Here is a 25,981-nt window from a genome sequence, read left to right on the forward strand (position 1 = left end):
TGGCCTGATTAATATCTCTACTTTAGCATATCCCGCCGCTGTCCTCAGAAAAAAATGGGATATTTCGTAGTTGGTGAGGCTAAACGAGGGCTGGATGTGAGAATTTCAATTATTAAAATGAAAGCGTTTGCAATTTATAGTGATTTAATTCACACATATGTTGGCGTCGAATTCTCTGTAGAATACGTGTTGTAGCCAGCCCAGACGACACAATAAGAAGCTTGCAGTAATAGCGGTTAAACAGTTAAATAAATTAATTGTGATATTTTTAACAAAAAGGTCTTGCGAATTTTCAGAAACATGTTAAGATTATATTCGTGAAGAAGTTAACAAAGATGTTTTCAAAAACGGAGGCATGGATATGTTAAAAGATGTGAAAGAGAATTCTAAATTAAATGTAAAAGAAAGCGAAGAAACCGTCGACCAAATGATCGACCGGCTCACGAAAAAAGCCCACGACGCCCTGTGTGGCATGGACGATTTTTCCCAAGAACAGGTTGACCACATTGTTCATCAGATGGCCATCGCTGGCTTGGACAACCACATGGCGTTAGCCAAGGCGGCCTACGAAGAAACTGGCCGTGGTGTGATGGAAGACAAAGCTGTTAAAAACATGTTTGCCACTGAAGAAATCTGGCACTCAATTAAAAACGATAAGACGGTCGGAATTATTAAAGATGACCGCGAACGGCAACTGATTACGGTGGCTGAACCCCTAGGCATCTTAGCCGGGGTCACGCCAGTTACGAACCCAACCTCAACCACGCTGTTTAAGAGTCTGATTGCTGTAAAGACTCGGAACCCAATCATCTTTGCGTTCCACCCCCAAGCCCAGAAGTCTTCCGTCATGGCCGCCAAGGTCGTTCGGGACGCTGCGATTGCTGCTGGGGCACCTGAAGGCGTTATCCAATGGATCGACAAGCCTAGTTTGGAAGCCACAACTGCACTGATGAACCACCCCATGGTTGCTAGTGTTCTGGCTACCGGTGGTCCCGGCATGGTTAAGGCCGCTTACTCAACTGGTAAGCCAGCCCTAGGGGTTGGACCTGGTAATGGCCCTGCCTACATTGAAAAGACGGCCAACATCAAACGGGCCGTTTACGACATCGTCTTGTCCAAGACGTTTGATAACGGGATGGTCTGTGCTTCTGAAAACAGTGCGGTTATCGACGCTGAGATTTACAACGATGTGAAGCAAGAAATGCAAGACCGGGGCGTTTACTTCATTAAGAAGGCCGACGAGAAGGCTTTGGCCGATGCGATGTTTGTACCAAATGGTGGGGTCAAGGGACCGATTGCCGGAATGTCAGCACGTAAGATTGCTGATCTGGCAGGTATCAAGGTACCAGATAGCACCAAGGTCTTGGCAGCTGAAATCACCGGTGTTGGCGAAAAGTATCCACTCTCTCGTGAAAAACTCAGCCCAGTTATTTCTGTATACAAAGCTAGCAGCCAAGAGAAAGCCTTTGACCTCTGCAACCAGTTACTGCACTTCGGTGGGTTAGGGCATACGGCAGCCATCCACACGATGGACGACGACCTAGCCACTAAGTACGGAATCGTCATGAAGGCCAGCCGGGTATTGGTCAACACCCCATCCGCTATCGGTGGGATTGGGAACCTGTACAACGAAATGGTACCTTCCTTGACGTTAGGTACTGGTTCATGGGGTAAGAATTCCGTTTCCCATAACGTCTCCTCATTTGACCTGTTGAACATCAAAACGATTGCAAAGCGGCGAAATAATATGCAATGGATTAAATTACCTCGAGTTTACTTTGAAAAGACGTCTGTCCGTTACCTGAACGATATGCCTGGTGTTAAGCGGGTCTTCTTAGTAACCGACCCAGCTATGGTTGAATTAGGGTACATCGACACGGTCTTAAATGAATTAAAGCGGCAACCAAACGGCATTGAATATTCTTTATTCTCTGACGTTGAACCAGACCCAACGACTGACACGGTTAACCGTGGGGTCGCTCAGATGCGGATGTTCAAGCCAGACACCATCGTTGCTTTAGGTGGGGGTTCGGCCATGGATGCTGCCAAGAACATGTGGCTCTTCTATGAAGACCCTAACGCTAGCTTCTTTGGTGCTAAGCAGAAATTCATGGATATTCGGAAGCGGACTTACAGCTTCAACAAGCCACACAAAGCCCAATTCGTTGCTATTCCAACGACTTCCGGAACCGGCTCAGAAGTTACACCATTCTCCGTAATAACTGACTCTAAGACTCACGTGAAGTACCCGTTGGCTGACTATGCATTGACACCAGACGTTGCCATCGTGGACTCACAATTTATTGAAACGGTGCCTAAGAAGACGGTCGCTTACTCCGGCTTAGATGTGTTGACGCATGCGATTGAATCTTACGTGTCTAACATGGCATCCGATTACACGCGGCCATGGTCTCTGCAAGCCATGAAATTGGTTATGGAAAACCTGACTGACTCCTACAATGGTGATATTCACGCCCGTGAAGAAATGCATAACGCTTCAACGTTGGCGGGGATGGCCTTTGCGAACGCCTTTCTAGGGGTCGACCATTCCATTGCCCACAAGTTAGGTGGGGAATTCGGTCTACCACACGGATTGGCCATTGCCATTACGTTGCCTCACGTTATCCGGTATAACTTCAAAGAACCAACGAAACTTTCCATGTGGCCAAAGTACGATCACTTCAGAGCTGACGAAGACTACGCCCAGATTGCCCGTTACCTGGGACTATCCGGTAACAGCAAGGAAGAATTGAAGGAATCCCTAGTTAAGCGGATCATCGACTTGGCTCACTCAGTTGGCGTGACCCTTAGCTTGAAAGCTAACGGCGTTGACAAGGCGCACTTCGATCAGGCCGTGGACAAGTTGGCTGAATTAGCCTTCGAGGACCAATGCACGACGGCTAACCCAAAGGAACCTTTGATTTCTGAACTGAAGCAAATCATGATTGACGAGTACGACGGCAAGAACGTTGAGAAGTAAGAATTATTGTGAATAGCGGAAAAAAAGGTCAGGTGCTGAGGTATCTGACCTTTTTGCTGTACTTGAATCCGTGCTAAGTGCTTAGGCGCGTAGGGCTTTCAGCTGATATGTGGTTAGTGATTGAATGAGTTTCTACTATATTATATGAATAAAAATATTCGTTGAATTTTGAATTAGTCTGGCCAATTTGACTAAATTAGATGGTTTTGACCAAGCTAGTGGGTATGAAAATAGTCGTAAATAATGAAAATTTTGATAAAAGAGGACATTTATCATCAAATTTTCATGAAAGTGACCAAATTTTTGCGATTATTTGGTGCAAAACACACCTAAAATTTACCCTCTTTTTCGCTAAAATGGGCAAATATGGGGTCAAAAAAGCGGTTTATGTGACAACAAGGTTACAAAAATTACGGAATGTCATACAGTAATATTTTTCTTAACACTGGCGTAACACAACGCCAATCTGGCTGACACAACCATCGGTTATTCTAATACCCGTTAAGCAAACAAAGGAGGACATTCATTCTTATGAATATCAAAAAAGCTTTAGTTAATACTTTGGGTACGGTTGCCGTTGTCGGTGCCGGTATCTTCGCCACTAACGTCACGGCCAACGCCGATACTAATGTTACGGTCAAGCAGGGGGATTCTGTTTGGTCATTAGCTAGCAAGTATGATTCATCCGTTAGTGCCATCGAAAAGGCAAACAGCCTGAGCAACTCCAACCTGATTTTCGTGGGTCAAAAGTTAAACGTGCCAAGTAGCACGCAAACTGCCACGAGTTCAGCTAACGTTTCTACTAAAAACTACAGCAACCAAGCAACTACTACGCCAGCTAGCCAATCCACGACTAGCCAAGCAACCACGAACAACCACACGAGCACGACTTCTGCTTCTACTGGTGTTTCTGGTTCAGAAGCCAGTGCTAAGGCCTGGATCGCTAACAAGGAATCTGGCGGTTCATACTCAGCTACTAACGGCCAATACATCGGTAAGTACCAACTGAGCTCTTCCTACTTGAACGGTGACTACTCAGCCGCCAACCAAGAAAAGGTTGCCAACTCATACGTTGCTTCCCGTTACGGTTCATGGTCAGCTGCCCAATCATTCTGGCAAGCAAACGGCTGGTACTAAACCTAGTTTAGGTACGCCAACCAACTTACGTTTAAATTCAAGTTACGCCCTTCGGATGCAGGTCTGATGGGCGTTTTTTGTTGTCTAACTAAAGGCGCACTCCGGTAGCCAGAGATTCTGCCTGCTGTGGGGACGCTTCAACCAAAGGGCGGGCTTCTCGCTCGATTTGAAGCCACGAAGAACCTGTGTCTTCAAAGTCGCCCGTGCTGTAGACTGGAAAATCACCAGTTAACACCACCTTCACAGCTGGCTACATCCCTGGCTACCTCCGGCTCTGATTGATAGTAGAGGACGACTGTGTAAGCCGAGAGGTCGCCAGATATGGGCTCAGGCGCATCGTTCTGCTTAGTTAGTAGGCGGTTTCCCTACTAGCTTAGCAGAAGACCAAGCTTGTAGACTCGGTATTTTCGAGGCTTCAAGTTGTGTCTGCACCGTTCCAGCCCATATTTGGTGGCCGGTAAGGCGGAAGAACACACTGAGTTGTCTAACTTTACGCGCTGAATTTGGCTAGAAATTGCGGTTTAGTCCCCAAAAAAGTGGTGAATTCACATTTTTTGATCGATTAATTTAGGAGAGAAACTGTGTCAAACTGATGGTTTCGTCATACCAACGCAAAATAAAGGTCGAAAACCCGGTTAATGTTGCAACCTTATTAACCACATTACGCTTTGTCATTTAAGCCGTTTTTTCTTAATGTGGGTGTAACTCAGGAACAATCACGGTGTAACCTCCACAGGTTATGATATATCTCGTTAAGTAATTGATAGACAGATTCACTAATCAAAAGGAGGACATTCATTTTTATGAATATCAAAAAAGTTTTAGTATCTACATTGGGAACTGCAGCCGTTTTAGGCGCTGGCTTCTTCGCTAGCACCACTTCCGCAAATGCCGACGTCCGGGTTTCGGTTAAGTCGGGAGACACGGTTGCTAAGATCGCTAACCAATACAACTCCAGTGTTTCATCAATCGAACAAGCAAACAACTTAAAGAACGTTAACTTGATTTACGTCGGTGAATCCTTAGTGATTCCTAGCGCTGCTTCAACTAGCACTAGCACGACTACGGCGGCTACGACTGGTTCAACGACCACGACGACGCCTAGCCAATCAACGACGTCAAACACGAACTCAGCAAACTACAGTGGCACTTCTAACTACAACCACAATACTGCCTCAACTGGGACGACCAGTTCAGCTTCTACGGCTTCGACGACCACATCTGGCTCAAGCTCTTCAGCTAAGTCATGGATTGCGAACAAGGAATCCGGTGGCTCATACACCGCTACGAACGGGAACTACTATGGGAAGTACCAATTGAGTAAGTCTTACTTGCACGGTGACTATTCAGCCGCTAACCAAGAAAAGGTAGCGAACTCTTACGTATCTTCTCGTTATGGTTCATGGGCTGCTGCCAAGTCATTCTGGCAAGCAAACGGCTGGTACTAAACTGATTTAGATCAGTAACTTAATTAAATCACGAAATAAACGACGGAAAAGTCCTAGCGGCTGACCGTCGTTTTGTCGTACCAAAATCCCGCTATTTCGGCATTTTGACGATGAATGTTACACCAGACTGCAAAAAATGGGGTTGGCCGTTACGGTTTTGTAACATTCGGACAATCTGGCTGTAACGTTTAAACGTTATGCTAAACTTAACAAATTCGCTAGGAGGGAAAATCTTTGAAATTAAAATCATTTTTCATGGTCATCGTGATGGTTCTTACGTTGGCCGTTCCTAGCGTCACATCCGTTGTGACTCCAGCAACGACAGCAGAAGCCAGCACAACTTATGTTTCCACGTTATCCAAGAAGGAACAGAAGGCTAAGGCCTGGATCGCTATGAAGGAATCTGGCGGTAATTACCGCGCCCGTAATGGTCGTTACTACGGGAAGTACCAATTAACGATTTCCATGTTACGTGGGGACTACAGCAAGACTAACCAAGAAAAGACCGCTGACAAGTACGCGCACAACCGTTACGGCTCGTGGACGAAAGCCAAGCGTCACTGGTTAGGCTACGGCTGGTTCTAACTTAAAACTTAACTGAAATAAAATCCCTACTAGTCGGTTGGCTAGTGGGGATTTTTTGTGTTTGGGTGGGAAAAGTCAGGCGGTCAATCAGCAAGTTGATTCTGTTTTAAGTCTAAATGAAAGCGAAGGATGATCAATAAGTTGAAACCCACAGTCATGGCAATCATCATCAGCCAAGCCCCGGGAAGACTTACATTGGTGGAGATTGCCGAACGGAGAACTTGAATCAAGTAGGTCATGGGTAGCCAAGGATTCACTAGTCTGGCCAAAGGGCTAACTAGCGGCAGGGGGTAGAGGCCACCGGAGCTGGCTAACTGGAAGACGAGCACGATGGAGATGAGCCAAGTGCCAAAACCGCCTAGTAAGAGTCGCAGGCAGAAGATGAGGGAGAGAAATAGCAGTGATCCGAGAAAAATCGCTGCCAGTAATTCAACCTGCGAACGGGCGGCAAGGTGATTGGCAAGAGCCAACGTGCTAGCGAGAATACCACTCTGTAGAATAGCAACCCCGCCGATTAGCAAGGCTTTGCTGCCCCACCAGTTCAGGGCCGACTGGGGTCGTTCATAAGTTCGGTGACCGTCGTACATGGTCCCTAGGGCAATCCCACCAACGTAGAGGCCAATGGCAATAGCAAAGGGGGCCATACCGGTCCCATTGTTTGGAACGCTGGCCACGTCATGTGTCTGCGCGACGATTGGTTGGGTAATGGCAGTGGCGTTGGCCGGTCCAGTTTGAATACCGGCCAGTCGACCACTGCCGGTAGTGAGAGCGTCACTCAGCTCTGCATTGCCTTGCTCTAGACGCAGTAGGCCGGTCATTGAGGCAGTGAGTCCTGCAGATAGTGCTGGATTGTGAATCGGCGTTGTAGAAGTTTGCAGTTGTTGATTGCCATTTAAGAGTCGCTGAGTGCCACTGGTTAACTGGGTGTTACCAGCAGCGACACGGCTCATGCCGGTCGTACTTCCCCGTAGCGCTTGTAGAAGGGTAGTTGATTCCAGTTGAGTGACGCTATGGCTGACCTTAGCTGTAATTGTGTTCGCCACACCGGTCGTCATTTTAGAGACGATGAAGTTAGCACCGGAATTGATCTGATAGTGAAGGCGTAGTCTTTGAGGAGTTTTAGTCAGAAGAGTTGTCGCATTCTGTGAGAAGTTATGAGGGATGGTGACAATTAGATAGATTTTCCCTTGACGTAACTGATGATTGGCAGTGGTATCGCTCAGTTTATGAAAGTCTAGGGAAGTTGAGGTTTTCAAGTTATGCGTCAGGGATTGGCCAATGGCAATGTGATGGTTGTGGAAGGTAACGGGATGGTCGTGGTTAACGACGGCAACGGGGAGGTCGTCTGTGTGGCCGTACGTGTTCCACATGGAGGAGAGGTACAGGAAACAATAGATTGCGGGAATCAAGGCAATCATAAACAGGACGACGAACGTTTTCTTATGTTGACAAAGAAATTGCCATTCACTTTTGAACATCAAATCACACCTTTCAAATAAACACTTGGTTGATTGACCGTCTACAGAATACGCATTGAAACTGAGGGAAGCAATCAACAATTTAGTGAGAGATGTTTGGTGTTAGGGCAAGATAAATAGCCTAGATTCTGGTTTCATCGCATATGATTAGTGACATAACTAGCAACAGAAATGATCACGTTGTTGATTGCTTGGTGGTAGGAAAAGATGATTTAATTGGGGCAGAAAGTTCAGTGACCGATTATTTGGGGGGATGGCTATGGAAAGTAATACGCAGGTATTGATGACGGAAGCTAGATTGCAACGCGCTTTTATTAAATTAATGGCGCAGGAGGGCTTTGACCGGTTGACGGTTCAGAAACTTACTCGGATTGCAGGTATTAATCGCGGAACGTTTTATTTACACTACTTGGATAAGTTTGATCTGTTGGCACACTATGAGGGGGAACTAGTTCAGCAGGTTACTGAGATCTTTCAGCGTTACACCAAGCCAGTACGGGTAACGGATACGTCACCAACGCGGGATGCCTTCTGGCAATTCTTTCAGTACGCCTATCGGCAGCGTGCGCTATTGATCACCCTGCTTCAAAGCCCCGCTTCTAGCCTCATGACTCAGACAAAAGCGGTTATCAATCAGGTCGTTGGGGTCCCACTGACTAAGGAGATGCCAACTGACTTTGCTCAGGAACTCATATCGCAGGGAATCTTGGATTTCATTATTTTTTGGTTAACGCGACCAGAAGTATTAGCTCCACGGGCCGCCTACACAATCTTTGTGCAGTCGCGGACCCTTTCACCGCAGCAGTTATTAACCGAGTAAGTGCAAAGAATGGACCAGTTTTTCACTAAAACGAGAATTCTTTCTTGAAAACGGTTACAAAATTCTTTAGACTAGGAGGTAACCGAGAAAAAAACGATTGGGAGGAGTATCATGGCAAAAACATTAGCAATTAACGCAGGTAGTTCAACACTGAAGTGGAAACTCTTTTCCATGCCCGAAGAAAAAGTTATCGCATCGGGTCTGGTTGACCGTTTGAACTTACCCGGTTCCATTTTTAAAGTGAAATTAGCGGACGGTAAAAAGATTACCGATACGCAGGATAACATTACGAATGAACTCGCAGCAGCAATGGTGCTGACGCGGTTGAAGTCCTACGGTATCGTGAAACACCTTAGCGAAATCACTGGGGTGGGTCACCGAATCGTTGCTGGTGGGGAAGTCTTCAAGGACTCCGCTGTCATTACGCCAATCGTACTCAAACAGATCAAGGAACTGAAAGACTACGCACCCCTTCACAATCCCGTGCAAGCGTACTACGTGGAAGTCTTCCAAAAGTTACTGCCAGAAGCCAAGCAGGTCGCTGTCTTTGACACGTCACTGTACGCTGACATGCCTGCAGTTAACTATATGTACAGCATTCCTTACGAATACTATGAAAAATTTGGTGCCAGAAAGTACGGCGCTCACGGAACCAGTCACCGTTACGTGGCTCACCGTACGGCCGAATTGCTGGGCAAACCGCTAGAGGAACTCAAGTTGATCACGCTGCATTTGGGCTCTGGTTCGTCCGTCACGGCCTTTGACCACGGTCACGCTATCGATACCTCGATGGGCTTCACGCCGCTCGCAGGGGTCATGATGGGGACCCGTTCTGGGGACATTGACGCTTCATTGGTCGCCTTCCTGGCTGAAAAGCTCCACAAGACGATGCCAGAGATGATCGATGTTTTAAACAATAAGTCTGGGTTACTTGGTATTTCAGAACTTTCACCCGACCAACGGGACCTGGAACAGACCCAGGATGAACGGCCAAAGTCTAAGTTGGCCCTGCAGATGTTTGTTGACCGCGTTGTTCGCTACGTGGGGAGCTACATTGCTGAACTAGGTGGTTTGGATGCCATCGTCTTCACGGCGGGTTCTGGTGAAAATGGTGTTGAGATGCGCCAAGCGGTTGCCGATAAGCTGAGCTACTTTGGCATTGCCATCGACCCAGCCAAGAACGATTTCCGTGGGGAAGAACACATTGTGAGTCCTGATGGCAGTCACATCAAGACGTTAGTTGTACCAACGAATGAAGAATTAATGATCGTGCGAGACGTTGAACGTCTGACCAAATAGGACGCAGGTTTAATTGCGTATGATTATAGGTGAAAAGCAGTCTACCAAGTTAGCTTGGTCAGACTGCTTTTTTCGTTTAGCGGGCACAGGGTGGCGTCGCATAAATCCCCCAATAATACCGTATCATAACGGTGTTAAGGGTAGCTTAAGTGGACCATTAACCCTTTCTTGAACACTATGTCATTTTGGTAAAGGCCGTGACAAATTGTCATGAAATTTACGTTCGCTTAATCAATCGGTAACGTGGCAATCACGGGTTTGAGATATTGTGGCAGTAAGCTATGGGTAATCGAAAGGGAGGAACACATTGATGATTAAGAAAGTAATTATCACCACGTTAAGTACCGCCGCCGTTTTAGCCGCAGGTATCGGCGCCTCCAGTGTGACCGCAAATGCCAGCACCCTTCATTCGCAGGCACCACGGAGCGCACAACGTTATCACTACCAACCACAAACTTCAACCTATGGGGCATACACCTCAGCTACTAAGAGTACGGGCAACATCAAGACGACCACTGCCAGTGCCACGACGACCCAGGCAAGTGGCGCCACCATTACGGTTGCCCAATTTGAAAGTCAGGGCGTCGTTTACCTCAACGGAAATAAGTGGACGTACTATTCCGGGAGTTTGACCGCTGATGGCACAAAGATCAGTGCCAACGGCCTGGATCCTAATGGTTACCGGGTCGTGGCCGCTCCAGCCAACGTGGCTTTTGGGACGAAGATTATGACGCCGTTAGGGATGGGTGTCGTGCATGACCGCGGGACGGCCATCACTGGCAACCACTACGATGTTGTGATTCAGTAGTTGGCGCCTTACCGGTCACAGCAGATGGGCTGGAACGGTGCCGACACAATTTTAAGCCTCACCAAGCCCGTGAGTCTTAAAACTTGGTCTTATTCTAACTGCCAGAAAACCACTGGCACTAAGAATAACGAGGCGCCTGAGCCCATCTGCTGCGACCTCTCGGCTTTGATTGCTGACCACAAATTAAAGTGAGTAGATTTTGTATGGTATGATAGCCCCTTGCTCGAACAGCAAATCATAAATTAACCGCGTCATCTCCTGGTTCTAGCCGGGGATGACGCGGTTTTTAGGTGCTTTTTAGAAGGCTGGGGGAGCCAACATAAAATAGCATACTGGAAGCTTGAGAAAATTGCGAGGATTATTACGCCGTACTAATTGGACCGTCACTGGTCTGAGGTGGTAATCGGGTGGTTATTGAAATGGTTAAAATATGTGACTAGTTCAGTAATCTTGATGGTAGATTAATGGACTAATTTTTATTAGCCAAGTAATAATGAAATGAGGCATGAAATCAAAAAATAGCGCAGAAGTCCGGAAATAGTGATGCTTGTGCAACCGCCCCCGTCCATGTCGTACTTTTCACACATGTCTTTTATCTCCCAAGGGTAAATGTATTGCACACGTATTAGTTGCACACAATTTTTGATTTGGCTTAGTGTTGTGGCGCTAAGTAGATGGCTGCGTCACCAAAGTTGACGCCCTCGCCAAATTCTTGGTCAGTCTGGGTGGCGACGCCAATGTGCCACCCCTTAAAGGTAGCCAATTTGGCAGCGGGGTAGCCAGCAGTGATTAGGGCCTCACGGTAACTCTGGGCGGTTGGTTGTGTCACTTGGTTGTAGAGGCGAATGTAGACCTGTCCTGCCGGTACTTTGGGAGAACGTTCCCCGTCAGAGGGGTTGATGGCGGCACTAGCCTGGTTGCTCAGGGTAGTGTCGCTGACAGTTCCAGGAAAGAGACTACGAATAGTATTGTCAAATCGTTGTCCCTGTTCCTGGTTGAGGTCGACGGACGGCTTGTCGGTGGGGCTCGGTTTAACGGTGGCACCACCAGGGGTTAAATACCCGCGCCAGATCCAACCACCGTGGCGACCATCAAAACTATTTACGTGGTAGTAAATAGCGGCTTTGTGGGTGCGTTTGTCGTAAAGTTTTTCGTGAGCGTTTGTGATCCACGTGATGTCCTCCGTGTTGCGACCATAACGGACGCCCAGATGCTTAGAGTAACGGGAGCCGCGGTGAGTATGGTAGAGGTGTTGATGCATAGAATGACGCCAGACCAAACGGACCGAATTGGCGCGAGCGGCAGAGTATTCAGATGCCTGAACGTTGGCAGGGACCAGGAGCATGGTGGCTAGGGTGGTACCGATGAGCAGTAAGCTGGCTGATGGTTTCATGAAGGAACCTCCTTTTGCTCTTGATATTACGACTAATTCGGCAGATTACTAGGCTAAATTCGGTCGGACAGTCTATATATAAACGTTGATATAACAGTATTTGTAAGGCCTTGCGATTCAATAATTGAACGAGCTGAAGAAGTCTAGAACGTCATATTAAATCGGTAACTGTTCTAAGTACAAAGGTATATCCGGGGCAATAAATATTTATATTATCTAATTCATCAACGACTACGTGGATTTATAATCAAAAAAGTGGTGATATCGCCAGTATTCCGGCAACATCACCACTTCACGTTCACTATTTTAAATGATTTAATTCTGATTGAATGTTTGCATAGATTACAGTGTAGCCGCAGGTAGTCAGGGAACGGGACCCGCAGTGTCGGCGGTGTTGGTCGGGGTATTTTCCCGGCCTACAGCGCGGGTCGAGCTTGGAGATACGGGGCTTTCGTAGCTTCAAGTCGAGGTGGAAACCCGGGTTGGGGGTTGGAACCGACCCCACAGCGGGTCCCGTCCCCTGGCTGCCGTAGGCGGACAATTAGAGCTGTTTCTCTCCATAGGCGGGCAATTAACTCATGTGTAAATCACGCCGCCGGTAGCCGAACCAACCGATTAGAACCAGTGCTAGCGCCAACCCAATCATCCAACTAAATGTGGTCCAGTTAACGTCGTGAATTGGGACTCGTGGCATCCAACCGGCCGGTGTCAGGTTTTTGACCCAGCCAGGAAGCTTCAGAAGACTGCCCATGTAGACGCTCACGAAGCCCAGTGCAAGGTACGCCCAACTCAGTGATTTCAGACGCGGCCAGCAGCCAACGAGTAACACACTCAACGCGAGAAATACCCAGATTTCAGGGAGTTGGGCAGCTACGGCTTGCCAAAATTCTGACGCACTAATGCCGTCTTTAATGTGCGTCAGGCTGGCGTCACCCATGACAACAATACCTGCTAGGCCGCCCATGTAGGCCAGCGTGCTGGTGACAAAGGCCGTACCTACGTAACTGAATAGTAGGCGGGTACGACTCAATGGTCGTGCGTAGAGGGCTTCTAGCCAACCGCGGGTCTCATCGGTGTGCAATTTTAAAATCAATTGCATGCCAGGAATAACGGAAACGGCGGCCATCACCACGGCCAACAGGGCAGTAAAGCTCACTAGGATGCTGTGGTTGGCCTCGTGGACCATGGTGGCACCAAAGACCTGTTGCATGGTCGGATTGGTCTTCAGGATGTCGCCAATGGTGTTGAAGACCGTCCCGTAGGCTGCACCAAAGATGATGATGCCAACCAGCCAACCAATCAGTACGTTACGTTGCCGCCGCCAAATCAGAGAAATGGGACCGCGTAAGAAAACGGAGGCTTGTTTGCGGCCGGGACGGGTCGTGATGGCACCAGCCCCCAGGTCCCGGTGACTATTGGCCCAGAAGGCAATGGCTAAAAGGATGAACGCCAGTCCTAAACTCAACCAGACAGGCTGCCAGGTAGGGTCATTGTAGGGGGCTAATTTTTCCACCCACCCCAGTGGTGACCACCACGTCAGCTTGGGGTGCTGGACGTCGGTGACCATCCGGGCTAGGTAGCTCAGGCCAAACAACGTGTAAGCGAGGCCAGTGGCACTCGAGGAGTGGTCAGCGACCTGGGCGGTTATGAGGCCTAGCATGCCAAATAGCAGACCGGTGGCCGCTAATCCGATACCGATCAACCAATTACCTTGGGTGGTGGCGCCGGGCATGTTTGCGGCGGTCAATCCGGCACCGTAAAGAAGTCCCAACAGACCGTTGACTAAGACGAGCTCAATGGCCGCGGCTGACAGTGGGGCTAACGTTCCCACCGCGTGTGCTCGTACGAGCTCCGTAATGCCTAAATCTTCTTCAGCCCGCGTTGCGTGGACACTCAGTGCGAGGTTCATTACGACCTGAATCAGTCCCATGAACAGGAGCATCTCATTGGCAAAAATCTCGGCCGTGGTGACTTTGCCACTAAAGGAAAAGGCGCCAAACATGGCAACGATACCGGGGCTAGCCAACGTCCCTTTGATAGCGTTGATTTCAGTAGGAGTGCCGTAGATGCCTTCAAATTTCCAGGCAACGCTGGCCATTAGCGCGGCCAGAATAAGAATCCACATGAGAATGCGAAACCGGTCCCGGCGTAAGTTTAACCGAACCAGTTGGCCAGTACGTCCATAACGAGACATCGTGGTCACTCCTTTCCCGTGTAGTAGTGCATAAAGAGGTCTTCCAGCGTGGGTGGCGTGCTTTGTAAAGCCACGATTTCGTGTTGCGCTAGCGTAGCCATAACGGCTTTTAGTTGGGCATCTTCTACCGCAAATTGCCATTCTTGAGGTTGGTGACCAGCAGTTACACCATGGACGCCTGCTAACGTGGTGACGTCAAAGTCATCGCCCAACGTCACGGTGATCATGGTTCGCGTCAGGTGGCGCATCTCGGCTAAGCTGCCGGTCTCGATAATCTGGCCTTCACGGATGATGCCGATGCGGTCACACATGCGTTCAACCTCTGATAGGATGTGGCTGGATAAAAGGACGGCTTTGCCACGCGCCTTTAAGTCCAGAACCGCTTCCTGGAAGATGCGTTCGTTCAGGGGATCGAGTCCGGACGTCGGTTCGTCAAAGATATAGAAATCTGCGTCCTGGGAAAAGGCTGCAATGAGTGCCACTTTTTGGCGATTTCCCTTTGAATAAGTGCGGGCCTTCTTGGTGGGATCGAGGCCGAAACGTTTAATAAGTTCGTCGGTTTTTTCGGAGTGGGCCGTTCCGTTCATCTTGAGTAGGAGGTCGATGATTTCGCCACCAGTTAAATTCGGCCACAGGTAAACGTCGCCGGGAACGTAGGCCAGGCGTTGATGAATCTTGACGCTGTCGTGCCAAACGTTTTGACCGAAGATACTGGCACTTCCGCCGCTGGCCCGGATGATGCCCAGGAGGACGCGAATCGTCGTGGATTTCCCCGCGCCATTGGGGCCAATAAAGCCGAAGACTTCGCCGGGATGGACGTCAAACGTAATATCTTTTAGGGCCTGAAAATGGCCGAATTTTTTTTGTAGATGGGTGATTTGAAGTACAGGATTAGTTGTCATAAAAAATCCCCTCCTCGCAGTTTTTAAATCGCTATCATCGTAAGCCCGGGGATACCCAAAGTCAATGAAAAAGTGAACTATTTTAACAAAATAGTTCACTAAAATTAAAAACGCTGGTGGAATGCGTTATGATAAAATAAACGAAGAGAGTTTAGCGAAGGTGGCGACGGAATATGGCGACAAATCAGGAACGAAAGCAACGTCAACGTCAGAGTATTTTGGCCGCGGGAATGAAACTATTTATGCGTGATGGCTATAAACCGACCCACATCAAGGCGGTAGCAGCCGAGGCGGGTGTTTCCCAAGTCACGTTGTACAAGTACTTTGATAGTAAACTAGAACTCGGACATCAGGTCGTCATCGACTTGATCAATCAGGGATATGCGAGCTTTCGGGAAACTGTTGACAATCAGCAGATGTCCTTTACCGAAGTCGTTAAGTGGATGATGACGACCAAGGTCGCGATGAGTGACGGTCTGAATCCGGATTTTTACAGTTTTGTGATTGATGAAATGCAGGGTAATTTAGGTAGTCACGCGGTCAAGGACGCCTATGAGGCCGGAAAAAAAGAATTCTGGGACGCCATGGTCGCCCGTGGGCGCGCCGCTGGGAGTATTAACCCAGAGATTTCCAATGAAGCCTTGATGTTATTTCTAGATATGTACGTCGATTTCTTTAGTCGCGCTAAGGTGGGGCCAGACGAGTATCAACACTTGGTTGATCAGTTGATGCATCTCTTTTTCTACGGGCTCGTTGGGGGCCCCGTACCACCTAAACCAGAACAGCCATCCAAGGAGGATCAAGCATGACAGCAGCAACAGTATTAGCAGCAGTTCGTGAATTTTCAAAATCTAAAATGGGGGACGACGAGACGGGCCACGGGTTTGATCACATTCAACGGGTCGTAGGGTTAGCCGATCGGTTAATTCAGTCGTATCCTGAGGCTGACCGCGTGGAAACGGTGACCGCCGCCTACCTCCACGACGTCATTGACGAAAAATTGGTGACTGATACTGAAGCGGCGAGCGCTGAAGTCACGCAATTTTTAACGGCTCAAGGATTTTCCACCGCGCAAATCACCACGATTTTTCTGATCATGGATAACATGTCCTACCACAAAACCCTGGATGGGACCGCTAAGCCGTTACCTTTGGAAGGCCAAATCGTCCAAGATGCTGACCGACTAGACGCCATTGGGGCCATCGGTATTTCGCGGGCTATCTATTTTGGCGGTCACTTTGGGGAAAAGATTTATGATCCAGCGGTGAAGCCCAGAACGGCCATGACGCACGCCGAATATCGCAATTTAGATAATGAAACTATCATCAATCATTTTTACGAAAAACTCCTCACACTGAAGGATTTGATGAACACGGCGGCAGCGAAGCAGTTGGCTGAACACCGCCAGCAAGTTATGTTGGATTTTCTAGCCGAATACAAGGCAGAATGGAATGCGGAAGCTTAGGCGACCGTGTTTTTTATTTGAAACCGGTTTAAGTGAAATTAACCCATGCATTTTGGTAAAAATGTGCGTATGATTGGGAGTAATGCTAATTTGAGAGAAGAGATTAAAATGCAAACAACGACTCAACCAGAGAAGGTGCCACGGGAGAACCTGATTGCCATCTTTGCGATTGCGCTGATGGCCTTCCTGGGCATCCTGGTCGAAACGTCAATGAACGTGGCGTTTCCAGCCCTGATGAAACAGATGCACGTGTCCCTGAACACCGTGCAGTGGATCACCACCGGTTATCTACTAATGGTAGCGTTACTGATGATTACCTCAGCGTTTTTAAAGCAACGTTTTACGAATAAACAATTATTTGTGACCGCCGCGCTGGCGTTTATTTTAGGTGATTTAATTTGTGCGCTCGCAACTAATTTTCCTATTTTATTGCTTGGTCGCTTGATTCAAGCAGGGTGTGCTGGTTTGGCGATTCCCCTGATGTTTAACATCGTGGTTGAAAGTGTCCCACGGTCCCGACTGGGATTTTACATGGGCATGGCTGGTTTGATTTTGATGATTGCACCAGCAAGTGGGCCGACGTTTGGTGGGGTGATGGTTTATTTAGCCAACTGGCGGCTGATCTTTTGGTCAACGATGCCGGTAGAAATCATTCTCTTGTTGCTGGGGATGGGAGCCATCAAACAGTACGCACCAACGCAGAAAATTTGCTTCAACTGGGGCCAATTTATCTTATTAGCCGTGGCGTTCGTGAGTTTTACGCTGGGCGTTAACAGTCTGTCATCAGCCGGATTGGTGAGTTGGCAGTTTTTAGGTGGGGTCTTATTGGCCGTAGCGGCACTCCTGGGGTATATCTGGATTTCTAAACGCAGTGAGCGTAAGCTCTTGAAGCTAGAAATCTTCAAGAATCCGGTCTTCACATACAGTTTCTTTGCCTACGTGATTCTGCAGTTCTGTAATATCGGAATCAACTTTGCGTTGCCTAACTATGCCCAAATCGTGGTAGGCGCGACATCACTGATTGGGGGCATGATGCTCCTACCCGGGAGTCTGATTACGGCGATCCTGCAACCCTGGTTTGGCCATTTACTTGATGAGCACGGTGCCCGGTTACCAATTTTACTGGGGAGTTGCCTATTCTTGATTGCCGCGCTGATGTTTACCTTGTTTGGTCAGGGACTTAGTGTGATTATGATTGCCGTTCTCTACATTATCTTCAGTATTGGCCGGTCGATGGCCTTCAGTAACACGTTGACGAATGGTTTAAAGGAAGTCGACGTGAGTCAACGGGCGGATGCCAACGCCATTTACAACACTGGTCAACAGTTTGCCGGATCACTTGGGACCACGATTCTGGCAGCATTGATGTCATCGGTTAAGGTATCGGGCATGTCCTACGCGCATGAAACGGCAATTGGGAGTCAGCTGGCATTTGGCCTGATCTTTATCCTCAGTGTGGTTAACTTTGGGTTTTACTTTATTGTGTTCCGGTATCAACGGACTGATAAGTAATCGGGAGAGTGGCATTGCTAAATTAGTACTCTGGTGGCCAGGTATTCTGCCTGCTGTGGGGCGCTTCAAGTATGCCAGTTTTCTCACTCGCTTAACCTGTATCTTCAAAGTCGCTGGTGCTGTGAACTTTTAACTTCCAGATGAATAATTTCAAAAGTAGGGTGTGGGACAAACGTCTCACACCCTTTTGTGCTCTGAACGTATATGGTTGAAACGTGCGTCAGAAGGCGGTTAGTCAATGTTCATTGCCTAACTGCCTTCTGGGCCACTCTGTTTAATGAATCTTGCGAATCCGCCATAAATCAACGATTCCCATCATCGAGCCAAAGAAAATCGTCCGCCAGAATAGGCCAGTGAGGCTGGTCCATTTGATCAACTCCCGTAGCGCACTCACCTTATCAGTCGTGGCATCGGTGATGGCAAACAAAAAATAGGTGGCCACGCCATACATTATTCCGCTCACGATGGCTGCCCGTAAAACGAGTTTTAGAGCACTAACCTTATCTGGGGCATCAGCCGGATCTGACGATCGAATTTCTATGCTCCGACCGGCGAAGCGCAGGTAGAACAGAAGGTAGAAAATAAATATAATGTCGGCGTAAATGAAAACGAGCAGTGCCGTGGTCGGTTGGGCAATCCAAATGCTCACGACCACGGGGATTACCAATAAAAAACCAATACACATTAATAGTGCATTGAAGATAATTTGATGAAGGGCCCGACGCTGCTCAGCACTCAGGTCCCAGTTGATGCCGTAGAATCGCTTGATGAGTTGCTCACGAAAATCCCGTTGCTTGTGCATGGCATGATTCCTCCCTTGAAACGACCCGTGAACTGGGCGAATGAGGTCGCTGATTAGCCCTAGTCTGCGAGGGGACGGATTGTCAGTCAAGGCGGACCCCTTAGCTGGTTCGTTGACTGTTCGAGAAGATGTTTCATGTGAAACAGATGGTTGGACTATCAGGTTAGTAATCCAAAAGGTTGAAAGTACTGAAATACCCACTGTGCCTGATTCAACAAGGATTGGGTGTTGGAGCTTAGTCAGACATAGTGGAAAATTGCCGCCTGACCGTTCGCCAAATTTGGACCGGAACGCGGTGGGAAGGACGGGACAAGCCAAAGGGCGGTCTTGCCCCTCGCTTGAAGCCGCAAAGGCACGTCTTCAAGTCGCCATTTTTAAGAAAATCACTTAAAAATCCCACGGCTGAGTCCAAATTTGGCTCACTCTACGGCTACGTAGTGGCACACCAATAATATTGAGTAAGTGCTGTCATGCAAGTTCTTAAGCTAGCTCGGTTCCTAGAACCCGTTTAACCGGAGGGGGTCAGAGGTGGAGCCAGCTGTGTCGACGGTGTTAGCCGATTCTCGGCTTACAGCGTGGGAAGTGGTTGGAGACTGGTGGTTTTTCCAGACTTCAAACCGAGCCGCAGGACCGCTTTTCAGGCCGCAGGCGTTCCCCACAGCAGGCGGAATCTCTGACCGCCTCTGGTGGCTGGGTGAGACTAATTTTAAGTCTATACCGCCTTACTATTCTTGGTTTGATAACGTTTTTTTTTTGAACTTTTAACCTTTAATTAGTAACTCAAAAAAGCGGTATGACTGCCGTCATACCGCTTCCTATGAAGCATAGTTTAAATTTATCCGGTACGACTAGTGATCCTTAATCTGCAAACCCAAGCGGACTAGTAGATTAGTCAGGAAGGAGACAAACAGAGAGTAGCCGAGAACCAGCGCTAATAAGGTAATTGCTGCCGCAACGACCTTTAAAAAACCGTCCGCCAGATTCAGCATGGTGAGGATCACGGTTACGGCCGTGATGATGCCAATGAAGCCAATTAGCCCGATACGGGAGTTGGCAAAGTCCGCGGCACTTAGATCGAAGCCACCAATACTAATATTGAGCGATAGCAAAATCATAATCGTCCAACGAATGAACGGGTGGGTATCGCCACCCAGCGCCTGTGAGAAGCCCTGCCAATTCAGGTTGAAAGGGTCGGCTACTAGGGCCAACATGCCGTTGAAAATACTGGGAATCAATAAGGCCGTCAAGCCTAACAACACTGCGGCACAGCCGAAAATTGGGGCAATACCGATAAACAAATTGCCAATGGTTTGGTACCAGTTGCGTTGATTCCAGGTGTGATTGACGTAGCCTAGTGCCAGGTCAGGCTGGCCATCGGCACCAACTCGATCTGGATGGGGTCGCTTTAATAATCGGACGCGATCGATGCGATGACCAAATAAGACGGCCGTTAGCAGGTGACTGAGTTCATGGAAGAAGATACCAATGAATCCTAGGTAGAGCTCGCTGTTCACGCCGAAACCATTGGCTAAGAATTTTTTCGTATCGCGGTTGAGGTAGGTGAGCAACGTGACGAAGATGAAGGGAATCACTAGGAGGTTTAGTCCCACGATGCCGAGATTTTTAAAAATCACGGTCAGATCCGTATTCATTTCCTTACTCCAGCAAGTCGGTGAACGTGCCATGAACCAGCGTTGCTAATTCTGTGGCATCGAGTTCCACCGACCGGCCAATCTGACCAGAGGAAACCAGTATCTGTCCCTGAGCTTGCGCCGTGTTGTCGAAGTAGATGGGGAAATGGTTCTTTTCCCAAATTCCGACGGGCGTGTTGGCACCGTGCTCGTAGCCGGTAGTTTTAACTAAGTCTTTTAAAGGCACCATGTCGACTTTTTTATTACCAGAAGCCTTGGCCAGCTTCTTCTCATCGAGGTGTTCATCAATAGGTAAAACGCCGACAACGGGACCAGTGGTAGGGCCACTCAGAACCAAAGTTTTGTAAATGTGGTGCTCATCGACGTTATCGTGTTCAACGTCTAACTGGGCCACGTCCCCCTTGGTATGGGTGGCGAATTCAAACTGCTTGTAGGTAATTTTATTCTTATCTAATATCTGTTCGACGAGCGTCTTGTGGAGACGTTTGCCCTTTTTCTTTTTAGCCATGGGACTCACCTTTCGAAAGTAATCTTTATAATTGGACCGCACTTTAAAAATAAATGGAACGGTTGTTTTTGAAGAAAAGAAGACACCGCCACTAAAACCTGTTATACTCTAACACAGAGAATTGTCTAGTTGAAGAGTTTATGAGGAGATATCATGGCAGATTTAGTCTATCGACAAGTAATGCGCGACTTGAAGCAACGCATTCATCAAAATGAATTTCCCAACAAACGGCTCCCGGATGAACGGAGTCTGAGCGAGGCCTATGGGGTCAGCCGCAGCTCCGTGAAGCGGGCCCTAAGTGTTTTGGCCAACCAGGGGATCATCTTTAAGAAGCGGGGATCAGGAACCTTCATTAACCCATTATATATGAAAAACCAATCGATTTTTCAATATGAAGGATCTAATTTAGGAATTACCGACAGTATGAAGTCAGCGGGGAATACACCAGGGATTCGGTTGTTAAAGTTTGACGTGGTGCCTGCTAGTAAGGAAATCCAACAAGATTTATTTTTGGACGCCGGGGACTTTGTCTACGAAATCAAACGACTGCGGTTATTTGATGACAAACCCTTTATGATTGAAACGGGCTACATTCCCATCAAGATTGCGCCTAATCTATCCCAGAAAACGGTGGGGGACTCCATCTTTAACTACCTTGAAAGTCAGGGTAAGGTGGTTACTAAGTCCTTCATGTCGATTCAAGCCCAGCCCTCAACGGCGGAAGATCAAGAACTCCTAAACCTGAAGCCGGTGGAACCCGTCGGCATCATGGAGGGTGTGTTCTTCCTGGATGACGGCACACCGTTTGAATTTTCTAACATGCGGTTGCATTACCAGTATTTGAACTATAACACCTTTGTTTCATTAGAAGAAGAATAAAGCGACCGTGGATTGTGAAAGTGGTTTGTCCGCAAAGAAATTTACCGGTTGTCGTACGGTTTAACTATATACGTTCGGAACGCTAAAGGGTTTGAGACTTTTATCTCAAATCCTTTTTTTATGGATGCAATTGCTTGTGGTCCGTGTTTTTATAAATTGATACGACCCAATTTTCTAAAAGGTTGACTTTTCAAAAAAAGAAGCTATGATAGAGGCTGTAAAAACATCCCGGTATTCAATACGAGATAAATTTTACACATTTTCTATCAACTAGATTATGCAGTTACGAATTCAAAGAAGGAGTGTTAATTACATGGCAAATACAGACTTCGACTCCAAGGCATACTTGGAAGGCGTAGACAAGTACTGGCGTGCAGCGAACTACCTGTCAGTCGGTCAATTATTTTTGCGTGACAACCCATTATTGAAGCGTGACTTAACCTCTGATGATGTAAAGATTAAGCCAATTGGTCACTGGGGAACAATCGTTTCTCAAAACTTTATTTATGCTCACTTAAACCGGGCAATCTTAAAGTACAACTTGAACATGTTCTATATTGAAGGTTCAGGTCATGGTGGCCAAGTTATGGTTTCTAACTCATATCTTGATGGAAGCTACAGTGAAATTTATCCAAACATTTCCCAAGACGAAGAAGGTTTGAAGCGTTTATTCAAGCAATTCTCCTTCCCAGGTGGTGTTGCATCTCATGCCGCCCCTGAAACACCAGGTTCTATCCATGAAGGTGGGGAACTCGGTTACAGCCTTTCCCATGGGACTGGTGCTATCTTAGATAACCCAGACGTCATTGCCGCAGTTGAAATTGGTGATGGGGAATCCGAAACTGGCCCATTGGCCGCTTCATGGTTCTCAGACAAGTTCATCAACCCAATCAAAGACGGTGCCGTTTTACCTATCATCAACATGAACGGGTTCAAGATTTCTAACCCAACCATCCTGTCACGGATGTCCGACGAAGACTTGACCAAGTACTTCGAAGGAATGGGCTGGGATCCTCACTTCGTTGAAATTGATGAAAACGAAAAGGACTTCACGCGGGTTCACGAAGACATGGCTAAGACGATGGACGAAGTTATTCCTGAAATCAAGTCCATTCAAAAGCATGCTCGTGAAAACAACGATGACTCATTGCCTAACTGGCCAATGATTATCTTCCGTTCACCTAAGGGCTGGACTGGTCCCAAGGCTGATTTGGATGGTAACCCAATCGAAGGCTCCTTCCGTGCGCATCAAGTGCCAATTCCCGTTGCCGCTGGCGACATGGAACACGCTGACACGTTGGTCAACTGGATGAAGTCTTACAAACCAGAAGAATTATTCAACGAAGACGGTTCCGTTAAGGAAGAAGTCCGTGACATGGCCCCTAAGGGCGATCAACGGATGGCAATGAACCCTATCACTAATGGTGGGATCAAGCCAGAACCATTGAAGTTGCCAGACTACAAGAAGTACGCTTTGGACATCCCAGAACACGGGAAGACCATCGCACAAGACATGTTAGTTTGGTCTGATTATCTGGCTGATGTCATGAAGTTGAACCCAGAAAACTTCCGGGCTTTTGGTCCTGACGAATCCAAGTCTAATCGCCTTTACAGCATGTTGGATTACGGTAAGCGTCAATGGATGGAAAACATCAAGGAACCAAATGATGAAAACATGGCTCACGAAGGCCGGGTCATTGACTCACAACTTTCCGAACACCAAGCTGAAGGTTGGTTGGAAGGTTACGTTCTGACTGGTCGTCATGGTTTCTTCGCCACCTACGAATCATTTGGGCGGGTTGTTGATTCCATGTTGACGCAACACATGAAGTGGTTGCGTAAGGCTACGGAACAAGACTGGCGTCATGACTATCCATCATTGAACTTCGTGGATACCTCAACTGTCTTCCAGCAAGACCACAACGGGTACACCCACCAAGATCCTGGTATGTTGACCCACTTGGCTGAAAAGAAGCCAGAATTCATTCGTGAATACTTGCCAGCCGATGCCAACACCTTGTTAGCTGTTGGTGACGTGGCCTTCTCTAGCCGTCAAAAGATCAACTTGATCGTGACGTCTAAGCACCCACGTCCACAATGGTTCTCCATTGATGAAGCCACTAACCTGGTTCACAATGGGTTGGGCTACGTTGACTGGGCTTCTACTGACCAAGGTCAAGAACCTGATATCGTCTTTGCTGCAGCTGGTACTGAACCAACTTGGGAATCATTAGCCGCAATTTCATTATTGCATGACGAATTCCCTGAAATGAAGATTCGCTTCATCAACGTGGTTGATCTCTTGAAGCTTCGTTCACCTAAGTTGGACCCTCGTGGGATTTCCGATGATGAATTCGACCGTCTGTTTACGACAGACAAGCCTGTCATCTTCGCCTTCCACGGCTACGAAGACCTGGTTAAGGATCTCTTCTTTGACCGGACGAACCACAACCTTTACGTTCACGGTTACCGTGAAAACGGTGATATCACCACGCCATTTGATATGCGTGTCCTGAACCACTTGGACCGTTACCACTTGGCTAAGGAAGCCGTTAACGCCATCGATTCATACGCTATCAAGGGTGCTTACTTCACTCAGCGGATGGACGACATGGTTGCTAAGCACAATGCTTACATCCGTGAGGTTGGGACCGATTTACCAGAAGTTAACGACTGGCAATGGAAGCCACTTAAGTAATCTACGGATTACAGTGGTTTAAAAAGCAAACTTAAATAAGACGCGCAAGAATTGCTCGAAAGGGCCGTTCTTGCGCGTCTTTTTTGTTGTGTCACTGCTTGTGGTCATGGGTCACCGGTGGTCAGGGACTACGCCTGCTGTGGGGACCGCCTGCGGCCAAAGGGCGGTCCTCCGGCTCGACTTGAATCCCTGTTCAAGGTGCGAACAGAGCTTCAAGTTCGTCCCACGCTGTAGGTTGGCTTAAAATCGCCAGCCAACACCGTCGACACAGCTGACTCCGTCCCTGACCACCGGTGACGGGGTTGGTTTCAGACAGAGACACCAATGAAGTTTGTTTTTTAAGCACAGGTTACTTCTTTAGCGTTATCTATTTTTAGTGATACCGTATAAAATAGCGACGATTACCAAGACTATGTAAATGATGATAGACTCAGCCGTCGCGGCAATATCAAGGATGATTCGTAGCGAAAAAAGCTACCAACAACTCGTTAAGAACTTATTGGTAGCTTTTTGCGTTATCAGCTTGCTGAAGATAGTGGATGTTGTGGTTAGGTGGTTAGAGGGAGTTTGTCTAGAAAGGTCAATGTAGCCGGAAATCGTCAGGGGGGTTACCGGCTGTGTCGGTGGCGTTAACTCGGTGGTTTTCCGAGTCTACGCCACGGGACGAGCTTTCAGACTTGATGAAGGACCAAGGCTGAAAGTCGAGGGCCAAGACCGACCTGTGGCTTGGCCCGGTCCCCATAGCAGGTGGCACCCCTGACGATTGGAGGCGGTCAACATACATCAATACTAGCGGTTAAACCACGTCAAACCCAGCCTCCGCTAAGATCTGATTAACGGTAGCGGCCTGGTCGTTAGCGATGTGAAGTTCGATGACCCGTTCCTGATTTTCACGGACCACCATTAACGTTTGAATGCTGAGGTCGTGGTCGGCTAAGACCTGGCCAACCTTGAAGATGACCCCCGTATGGTCGTGGGCTACGCGGATACGACTGATGACACCAGGTTCACCGTAACCGGAAATATTGAGGAAGGCGTCCAAAATATCGTTATTGGTAATGATGCCAACGACGCGATCATTGGCCATCACTGGCAGGACGCTAATTTTATGTTCTCGCATTTGGTAGATGGCATCCTCTAGTTGAGCGCCGGCCGGAATAGTTTGGACGTTCTTTTCCATAATACTGGCAACGGTGGTCTTGGTCAGGAGGTAGTTGGTCTCGTAAACGGAAAGACTGGTTGCTTGTGAGGGCAGTGCCCGAGAAATGATGCCCTGAGTAATCAGGCCGACCATGGTTTCTCCGTCCATAACGGGGAGTCGGTGAATCTGATTTTGTTTCATTAATTCAACTGCGCCGCTGACGGTCATTTGGGGACTGACGACGACTAATTGTTGGGTCATGTAATCTGCTACACTCATG

General features: G+C 48.0%; 20 protein-coding genes. 12 read left to right on the forward strand and 8 right to left on the reverse strand.

Translation table 11 applies throughout. The annotated features are described in order from the left end of the window. Window positions 1-361 precede the first annotated feature (361 nt). From adhE to EKM87_RS04760, 4 genes are all read left to right on the forward strand, one after another. Window positions 362-2,980: a bifunctional acetaldehyde-CoA/alcohol dehydrogenase gene (adhE, locus tag EKM87_RS04745; RefSeq protein ID WP_125682391.1), complete on the forward strand. Its 2,619-nt coding sequence runs from the start codon at window positions 362-364 to the stop codon at window positions 2,978-2,980. A 531-nt stretch (window positions 2,981-3,511) separates the two neighbouring features. Next, window positions 3,512-4,117, forward strand: coding sequence for an aggregation-promoting factor (gene apf / locus EKM87_RS04750; RefSeq protein WP_125682393.1), 606 nt, complete (start codon window positions 3,512-3,514; stop codon window positions 4,115-4,117). Window positions 4,118-4,920: 803 nt separating this feature from the next. Next, window positions 4,921-5,565, forward strand: coding sequence for an aggregation-promoting factor (gene apf, locus EKM87_RS04755; protein WP_125682395.1), 645 nt, complete (start codon window positions 4,921-4,923; stop codon window positions 5,563-5,565). Window positions 5,566-5,799: 234 nt separating this feature from the next. After that, complete coding sequence (locus tag EKM87_RS04760) at window positions 5,800-6,150, forward strand: aggregation-promoting factor C-terminal-like domain-containing protein (RefSeq protein ID WP_125682397.1); 351 nt, start codon at window positions 5,800-5,802, stop codon at window positions 6,148-6,150. A gap of 83 nt (window positions 6,151-6,233) precedes the next feature. On the opposite strand, the gene EKM87_RS04765 is transcribed toward EKM87_RS04760, so the two are convergent. Then, a complete protein-coding gene (locus EKM87_RS04765) occupies window positions 6,234-7,628 on the reverse strand; it encodes a YhgE/Pip domain-containing protein (protein ID WP_125682399.1) in 1,395 nt (464 codons plus the stop codon). Between the two features lie 259 nt (window positions 7,629-7,887). Here EKM87_RS04765 and EKM87_RS04770 point away from each other — a divergent pair, with 259 nt between their 5' ends. From EKM87_RS04770 to EKM87_RS04780, 3 genes are all read left to right on the forward strand, one after another. Next, window positions 7,888-8,448, forward strand: a complete 561-nt coding sequence (locus EKM87_RS04770) for a TetR/AcrR family transcriptional regulator (protein WP_125682401.1) — start codon at window positions 7,888-7,890, stop codon at window positions 8,446-8,448. A gap of 111 nt (window positions 8,449-8,559) precedes the next feature. Next, window positions 8,560-9,747 (forward strand): acetate/propionate family kinase, encoded by a 1,188-nt coding sequence (locus tag EKM87_RS04775; protein WP_125682403.1) that lies wholly within the window; start codon window positions 8,560-8,562, stop codon window positions 9,745-9,747. Between the two features lie 310 nt (window positions 9,748-10,057). Further along, window positions 10,058-10,555 (forward strand): hypothetical protein, encoded by a 498-nt coding sequence (locus EKM87_RS04780; protein WP_125682405.1) that lies wholly within the window; start codon window positions 10,058-10,060, stop codon window positions 10,553-10,555. 652 nt (window positions 10,556-11,207) lie between these two features. Here the strand turns inward: EKM87_RS04780 and EKM87_RS04785 are convergent. The 3 genes from EKM87_RS04785 to EKM87_RS04795 form a co-directional block, all read right to left on the reverse strand. Beyond that, on the reverse strand, window positions 11,208-11,948 hold the full coding sequence (locus EKM87_RS04785) for a hypothetical protein (RefSeq protein WP_125682407.1): 741 nt from the start codon (window positions 11,946-11,948) through the stop codon (window positions 11,208-11,210). Between the two features lie 571 nt (window positions 11,949-12,519). Then, the gene (locus EKM87_RS04790) at window positions 12,520-14,142 is read right to left on the reverse strand and encodes an ABC transporter permease (protein WP_125682409.1); all 1,623 of its coding nucleotides are present in this window, start codon (window positions 14,140-14,142) and stop codon (window positions 12,520-12,522) included. Between the two features lie 5 nt (window positions 14,143-14,147). Continuing rightward, on the reverse strand, window positions 14,148-15,044 hold the full coding sequence (locus EKM87_RS04795; RefSeq protein WP_125682411.1) for an ABC transporter ATP-binding protein: 897 nt from the start codon (window positions 15,042-15,044) through the stop codon (window positions 14,148-14,150). Window positions 15,045-15,217: 173 nt separating this feature from the next. Between EKM87_RS04795 and EKM87_RS04800 the strand changes: the two genes are divergently transcribed. From EKM87_RS04800 to EKM87_RS04810, 3 genes are all read left to right on the forward strand, one after another. Further along, a complete protein-coding gene (locus tag EKM87_RS04800; RefSeq protein ID WP_125682413.1) occupies window positions 15,218-15,853 on the forward strand; it encodes a TetR/AcrR family transcriptional regulator in 636 nt (211 codons plus the stop codon). Then, entirely contained in the window at window positions 15,850-16,509 is a 660-nt protein-coding gene (locus EKM87_RS04805) for an HD domain-containing protein (RefSeq protein ID WP_125682415.1), read from the forward strand. Before EKM87_RS04800 ends, EKM87_RS04805 begins: the two co-directional genes overlap by 4 nt. 102 nt (window positions 16,510-16,611) lie before the next feature. Next, window positions 16,612-18,021: an MFS transporter gene (locus EKM87_RS04810; RefSeq protein ID WP_404819661.1), complete on the forward strand. Its 1,410-nt coding sequence runs from the start codon at window positions 16,612-16,614 to the stop codon at window positions 18,019-18,021. A gap of 274 nt (window positions 18,022-18,295) precedes the next feature. On the opposite strand, the gene EKM87_RS04815 is transcribed toward EKM87_RS04810, so the two are convergent. The 3 genes from EKM87_RS04815 to ybaK form a co-directional block, all read right to left on the reverse strand. After that, entirely contained in the window at window positions 18,296-18,823 is a 528-nt protein-coding gene (locus EKM87_RS04815; RefSeq protein ID WP_125682419.1) for a DUF3278 domain-containing protein, read from the reverse strand. Window positions 18,824-19,671: 848 nt separating this feature from the next. Then, window positions 19,672-20,508 (reverse strand): hypothetical protein, encoded by an 837-nt coding sequence (locus tag EKM87_RS04820; protein ID WP_225428395.1) that lies wholly within the window; start codon window positions 20,506-20,508, stop codon window positions 19,672-19,674. Next, entirely contained in the window at window positions 20,480-20,983 is a 504-nt protein-coding gene (gene ybaK, locus EKM87_RS04825; RefSeq protein WP_125682423.1) for a Cys-tRNA(Pro) deacylase, read from the reverse strand. Before ybaK ends, EKM87_RS04820 begins: the two co-directional genes overlap by 29 nt. Before the next feature lie 153 nt (window positions 20,984-21,136). Between ybaK and EKM87_RS04830 the strand changes: the two genes are divergently transcribed. Both EKM87_RS04830 and EKM87_RS04835 read left to right on the forward strand, forming a co-directional pair. Then, window positions 21,137-21,862 carry a GntR family transcriptional regulator gene (locus EKM87_RS04830; protein ID WP_125682425.1) on the forward strand — a complete coding sequence of 242 codons (726 nt, stop codon included), beginning with the start codon at window positions 21,137-21,139 and terminating at the stop codon, window positions 21,860-21,862. Window positions 21,863-22,175: 313 nt separating this feature from the next. Then, on the forward strand, window positions 22,176-24,560 hold the full coding sequence (locus tag EKM87_RS04835; protein WP_125682427.1) for a phosphoketolase family protein: 2,385 nt from the start codon (window positions 22,176-22,178) through the stop codon (window positions 24,558-24,560). Window positions 24,561-25,356: 796 nt separating this feature from the next. Here EKM87_RS04835 and EKM87_RS04840 read toward each other — a convergent pair. Continuing rightward, entirely contained in the window at window positions 25,357-25,980 is a 624-nt protein-coding gene (locus EKM87_RS04840) for a CBS domain-containing protein (RefSeq protein WP_125682429.1), read from the reverse strand. Window position 25,981: the final 1 nt, after the last annotated feature.

It is taken from the genome of Levilactobacillus yonginensis (assembly GCF_003946265.1).
In the GTDB taxonomy this organism is placed as follows: domain Bacteria; phylum Bacillota; class Bacilli; order Lactobacillales; family Lactobacillaceae; genus Levilactobacillus; species Levilactobacillus yonginensis.